Annotated in this window: 1 pseudogene; it reads left to right on the top strand. The window is 43.1% G+C overall.

Annotation, left to right across the window (positions count from 1 at the left end):
• A pseudogene (locus tag Q1A47_RS20615) lies at nt 1-480 on the top strand (AMP-binding protein); the annotation flags it as partial.

Raw genomic sequence — 480 nt, forward strand, 5'->3', positions numbered from 1 at the left:
ATAATCGAGAATTAACCGAAGCGAAGTTTCTTGATAATCCTTTTGAGCCAGGAGAGCGGATGTATCGTACTGGAGATCTTGCCCGATTCTTGCCAGATGGGAGAATTGAATTTTTAGGACGAATCGATAACCAAGTGAAAATCCGAGGCTATCGTGTTGAGCTAGGCGAAATTGAGCATCAATTGCGAAAGCAACCACAGGTATCAGAAGCCACAGTATTCGTTAAAAATGAGGCAGACGAAAAATTATTAGTAGCCTATTTCGTAGGGGAACAGGAGCTCGACATCGCTTCTATTCGAGATGGAATGAAGGAAGGACTACCGCATTATATGATTCCAACTTATTTCGTCCAAGTAGAGAAGATGCCATTGACGAGGAATGGGAAACTGAATAAATATGCGTTACCAGAACCAGCTGAACAGCATCTTGTCACGAATGATTATGTAGCCCCACGAACCAGTACAGAACGAACTCTCGCAG

This window comes from uncultured Virgibacillus sp. (genome assembly GCF_947495635.1).
In the GTDB taxonomy this organism is placed as follows: Bacteria; Bacillota; Bacilli; order Bacillales; family Amphibacillaceae; genus Virgibacillus; species Virgibacillus salarius.